At 46.0% G+C, this 4,842-nt stretch carries 6 protein-coding genes; 2 read left to right on the top strand and 4 right to left on the bottom strand.

Going from position 1 to position 4,842, the window contains the following annotated elements:
• Positions 1-211, bottom strand: a 211-nt coding sequence (locus RWS24_RS10595; protein ID WP_314367375.1) for a galactokinase family protein, incomplete at its 3' end; no start/stop codon positions are given.
• Positions 212-416: 205 nt separating this feature from the next.
• Between RWS24_RS10595 and RWS24_RS10590 the strand changes: the two genes are divergently transcribed.
• Both RWS24_RS10590 and birA read left to right on the top strand, forming a co-directional pair.
• Positions 417-1,418 (top strand): LacI family DNA-binding transcriptional regulator, encoded by a 1,002-nt coding sequence (locus RWS24_RS10590; protein ID WP_295345792.1) that lies wholly within the window; start codon positions 417-419, stop codon positions 1,416-1,418.
• Positions 1,419-1,434: 16 nt separating this feature from the next.
• On the top strand, positions 1,435-2,370 hold the full coding sequence (gene birA, locus RWS24_RS10585) for a bifunctional biotin--[acetyl-CoA-carboxylase] ligase/biotin operon repressor BirA (protein ID WP_314367372.1): 936 nt from the start codon (positions 1,435-1,437) through the stop codon (positions 2,368-2,370).
• A gap of 54 nt (positions 2,371-2,424) precedes the next feature.
• Here birA and RWS24_RS10580 read toward each other — a convergent pair whose 3' ends face one another.
• Genes RWS24_RS10580 through RWS24_RS10570 form a run of 3 tightly spaced genes read right to left on the bottom strand, consistent with a single transcriptional unit; the run spans position 2,425 to position 4,822 of the window.
• Positions 2,425-2,616 carry a DUF3272 domain-containing protein gene (locus RWS24_RS10580; RefSeq protein ID WP_002895701.1) on the bottom strand — a complete coding sequence of 64 codons (192 nt, stop codon included), beginning with the start codon at positions 2,614-2,616 and terminating at the stop codon, positions 2,425-2,427.
• A 38-nt stretch (positions 2,617-2,654) separates the two neighbouring features.
• Positions 2,655-4,325 carry a DNA polymerase III subunit gamma/tau gene (gene dnaX / locus RWS24_RS10575; RefSeq protein WP_314367369.1) on the bottom strand — a complete coding sequence of 557 codons (1,671 nt, stop codon included), beginning with the start codon at positions 4,323-4,325 and terminating at the stop codon, positions 2,655-2,657.
• A complete protein-coding gene (locus RWS24_RS10570) occupies positions 4,325-4,822 on the bottom strand; it encodes a GAF domain-containing protein (RefSeq protein ID WP_314367378.1) in 498 nt (165 codons plus the stop codon). Before RWS24_RS10570 ends, dnaX begins: the two co-directional genes overlap by 1 nt.
• Positions 4,823-4,842: the final 20 nt, after the last annotated feature.

The raw sequence follows: 4,842 nt of genomic DNA, 5'->3' as shown, positions 1-4,842 counted from the left end.
AGAAGAATCGCAAGAGCTGGTCGTCCCGCTTGCGAGCCGCTCCATAAGTTCCTAGGGAAATTGCTGCAGGAAAGACATGGCCGCCGTTATAGTCCGTATGCTCACCAATCAGATTAATCCGACCGGGTGAAAAGAATGTGTGATCCGCTTCTACTCCAAAAACCTTGGCAAAATCTGCGCGGACTTGCTCCGCTGAAATTAGGTTTGACATAAGCTAAACTCCTTTAAAATGAATGATCGACATTGTAATCGTTTTCTTATATTTATTATAACTGTTTCTGAGTAAAACTTCAATAAATTTAGTAAAATTTTAGTTAACAAATTGCCGCAATAATATTTACTAAATTCTTCTTTGTTATTTACTAATTTTTGAGTTATAATTTATGTAGACAGTAAATTAAAAAGGACCAAATCAAATGGCTACTATCAAAGATATCGCCCAGACTGCTGGTGTTTCTCCCGCAACTGTTTCGCGGGTTTTGAACTATGACAAGTCCATGTCTGTCAGCGATGAGACGCGCAAAAAGATTTTCGATATCGCTGAACAGCTCAACTACAAAAAAAGCAACAGGCAGAAAAAGACTGCATCTCAAACCCATCGCATCGCTATCGTTGAATGGTACACAGAGCTGGAAGAGCTGGATGATCTTTACTACTACTCCATCCGCTTAGGCATCGAAAAGAAAGCCCAGGAACTGGGCTATGATATCGTGCGTATTTTCAACAACGACTCTCTGAGCCAGCTAGAACAGATTGACGGCATCATTGCCATCGGAAAATTCAGCAGCAAGCAAGTCAAGGAGCTGGAGCAATACAGTCCTGCCCTGGTTTTCGTGGACAGCGATACGCTCGACCAAGGCCACAGCTGTGTGACAACGGACTTTGAGCATGCCGTTATTCATGTTCTTGACCATTTTCTTCAGCAGAGCATTCGAGGAATCGGAATGATTGCTGGACGTGAAGAGACCGCAGACGGAGCGACAAGTCTTGACGATCCGCGCTTGGCCTGCTTCTGCCGTTACCTTAGTGACAAAGGCCTTTATCAGCCGACTTATGTCAAGACAGGCAAGTTCTCCTCAGAGTCGGGCTACCAGCTGATGAAAGACATGATTGACGAACAAAAAGAACAGATGCCCAAAGCATTTTTCATAGCCAGCGATGCTCTGTCTGTCGGTGCCCTCCGTGCTCTTCAGGAAGCGGGAATAGCTGTTCCCCAAGATGTCCAGATTATTTCCTTTAATGATACATCTATCGCCAAATACGTCTATCCGCCTCTCAGCACTGTGACAGTCTTTACAGAGGAAATGGGCAAGCAAGCTCTGCAAATGCTAGACCAGGTGATTAAAACCGACGAAAGCCCCATCTCTTACATGATTAAGCTCTCAACCAAGCTGACACTAAGAGAAAGCAGCCTTTAAGCTAGAAAGACCGCCTATGAAAACCTACGAAAAAATCTTTGACATCCTCAGTCAGGCTGACGACTATGTCAACGGCGAAAAAATAGCCCAAGAATTGGGCGTTTCACGAACTTCCATTTGGAAAGCCATTCAAAAACTGGAGAAAGAAGGCATCCAAGTCGAATCCGTCAAAAACCGAGGCTATCGATTGACAGCGGGTGACTTGCTTATTACTGATTGGATTGAAGCAAATTCCCCTGTTCAGGTCTCATTTAATCCTGACTGCCAGTCCACTCAGATGGACGCCAAGGCTGGCATGGAGGCCGGACGCCCGGCCAACACTCTTTATCTGGCCGCTGCCCAATCTGCTGGCCGTGGCCGTTTCGGTCGTGCCTTCTTCTGCCCCAGCCAGGGCGGCTTTTACATGTCTCTCCACCTCAAGCCCAACCTCCCCTTCGACCAGCTCCCCTCCTATACAATCTTGACCGCAGGAGCTATCTACAAGGCAGTAAAAAATCTAACCCTTATAGAGGTTGATATCAAGTGGGTCAATGACATTTACTATCGAAATAAGAAAATTTCCGGCATCCTGACCGAGGCTACAACTTCTATTGAGACAGGGCTCGTCACTGATGTTATCATTGGTGTTGGCTTTAATTTTTTCATAACAGACTTTCCAGCCGACATCAAAGAAAAAGCTGGCTCCCTCTTTGAAGAGAAACCAGCCATTAGTCGCAATGAGCTCATTGCCGAGATCTGGAAATGCTTCTACGAAAGCGACCCAGAAGAGCTCATCTATCTCTACAAGCAGCGTTCCTTGGTGCTGGGACGACAAGTGACCTTTAGCCAAAAAGGCGTGGACTACCAAGGTTTGGCCAAGGATATCTCAGACAGCGGGCAGCTCTTAGTCCAGCTGACAGATGGTCAGGAAATCTGGCTCAACAGCGGCGAAGTCTCGCTAACCAGTTGGTAATCAGAAAGATTCGATTTCAAAAGGACTGAGTCTAATGACTCAGTCCTGTTTTCATTATTTCGGTCCTAAATGTTTATCGATTTCATCCACAATCCGCCCCATGACATAGGAAATCTGCAGATTACGCAGCACCAAAACTGCCCAGAAAGCAGCCATGAAATAGCGCCCCGCCATGATGGATTCATTGAAAAAATAGGTTTCTAAGGCTGTAAAAACAGCCATTACAATAAATTGTCGTCTGTTCATAGATTCATTATAACACGAAAGCCTAGAAAAATCTTTTTTTAATCCTCTTGAATGGTAATTTTTTCTGCTAAAAAGTCAAATCCCTCTGGAATCAGGCTTTCCTCTTCCTTCTCTTCAGCCTCCGCCTTGCCATTGCGGCTGCGAGCTGAAAAGTCCGCCCGAATCTTGGTCCACTCTTCCAAGGAAATAGCCAAAATCTCTGGTGAAAAGCCTGCTGCATTGCTGAGGATATTGCCAAACATGGTATTGAGATTGTCCCGCTTCATGGTCTGCTCAGCGTTGAAATTAGACTCAAAAGCTAAGATAGCATGACTTTCATTGGCCGCTACCGGCTGCGATCCTGCCAGCAAGGCCTTATCAGCTCCAGCCAGACTTTCGATAATCTCACCCCAAGCATTCTGCAGCTTAGTCAGATTGCTGCGAGCCAGACTAGGATTCTCAACAGCCTCTTCTAGGATGGCATTGACCTTATTGCGGTCTGCTCGATATCCCTTAGACTTCTGCGGCCGAATATCCGAAGTTTTGACAGCTGCTGCAGGTTTCCCATTGCCATTAGCCAGCTGCTGTTTAAGACTATCAATCTCTTGCCTCAGGCCCTTGAGCTCATCAGCTAGATTATCCGGAATCGCTGCCGCTGCAGGATGGTTGCTGGTCTCTGCCAGTCGAATGGTCATCATTTCTGTATAAATCTTGGGCTGCAGGCTGTTCTTGATGTCTGCCAAACTCTTGGTCGCCATATCAATCATGGCAAAGAGAGTGTCCTGCGGTGTCTTGAGATTTTCCAGAAAGAGCTCACTGGTATGATGATTCTCCCCGCCAGTTTTAACAATAATCAAGTCACGCAGATATTGCAGGAGGTCCGTCACAAAACGAGCCATGTTTTTACCGCTGTCAAAAATCAGATTGAGATTATCCAAGGCTGTGACTGCATCATGAGAAATCAAGGCTGCTACATAGGCATCCAAGGCTCCTAAGCTGATGGATCCAGTGATTTCTTCAGCTATGTCTGTAGTTAAACGATTTTCCTGAGTCAAGCTAAGAGCCTGATCGAGGATAGACAAGGCGTCCCGCATACCGCCCTCAGCTCGACGGGCAATAATCTGCACACCTTCTTGCTCAAAATCAATGCCTTCCTGCTCCAAAATCCACTCGATATGGCCAATAATGTCCTGCGTCTTGATAGACTTAAACTCGAAACGCTGGACGCGCGAAAGAATGGTCGCTGGAATCTTATGCAGCTCTGTCGTCGCTAGGATAAAGACTACGTTTTCTGTCGGTTCTTCCAAGGTCTTGAGCAAGGCGTTAAAGGCCCCAGTCGAGAGCATGTGGACCTCGTCAATGATATAGACCTTGTGCTTGGCAAGACTGGGTGCATAGGTTGACTTGTCCCGAATGTCACGAATCTCATCTACCCCATTATTAGAAGCAGCGTCGATTTCGATAACATCTTCAAGACTTCCCTCAGTAATGGCCTGGCAGATATAGCAGTCATTGCAGGGCTCACCGTCCTTTTGATTCGGACAATTCATAGCTTTGGCAAAAATCTTAGCAACACTGGTCTTCCCTGTTCCACGAGGACCAGAAAAGAGATAGGCATGACTGATTTTCCCTTGCTCAACAGCCTGCCGGAGAGTGGTGGCCACTACCTGCTGACCCACCAGCTGACCAAAGGTCTGACTGCGGTACTTCCGATATAAAGCTTGATACATTAGGCTTTTTCTCCAAACATTCCAAAATTCCAGGTCGTTTTTTCAAGCAAAATCTGAACAAACTTTTCCAGATATTCCTGATCTACCTTATCATAATCACCCGTCAAGGCTGAGTCCAAATCCAGTACTCCCAGAAGTCGACCGTCTTTTACCATGGGCACCACAATTTCGCTCTTAGCCCGGCTATCACAAGAGATATAATTGGCATGCTGGGTCACATCATCTACGATAATCGTCTGCTCTTTCTCCGCGGATTCCCCACAGACACCCTTGCCTAGCGTAATATGGACACAGGAAACACCTCCCTGAAAAGGCCCCAGAATCAGCTCTTTCCCATCAAAAAGATAGAAACCTGCAAAAACAGAATTAGGAAGAGCTTGATTGAGCAGGGCGCTAGCATTGGAAAGATTGGCCAAAGCATTGGTCTCACCCTCCAACAAAGCTTCCAGCTGTGCCAGTAAAAGTTGATAATTTGAAATTTTTTCTTTTGTGTTCATAGAGTCTATTATATCAAAAA

Origin of the sequence: uncultured Streptococcus sp. (assembly GCF_963528215.1) — a bacterium.
In the GTDB taxonomy this organism is placed as follows: Bacteria; Bacillota; Bacilli; order Lactobacillales; family Streptococcaceae; genus Streptococcus.
The sequence above is the reverse complement of the archived record's forward strand: the minus strand, read 5'-3'. Positions and strand labels throughout refer to the sequence as shown.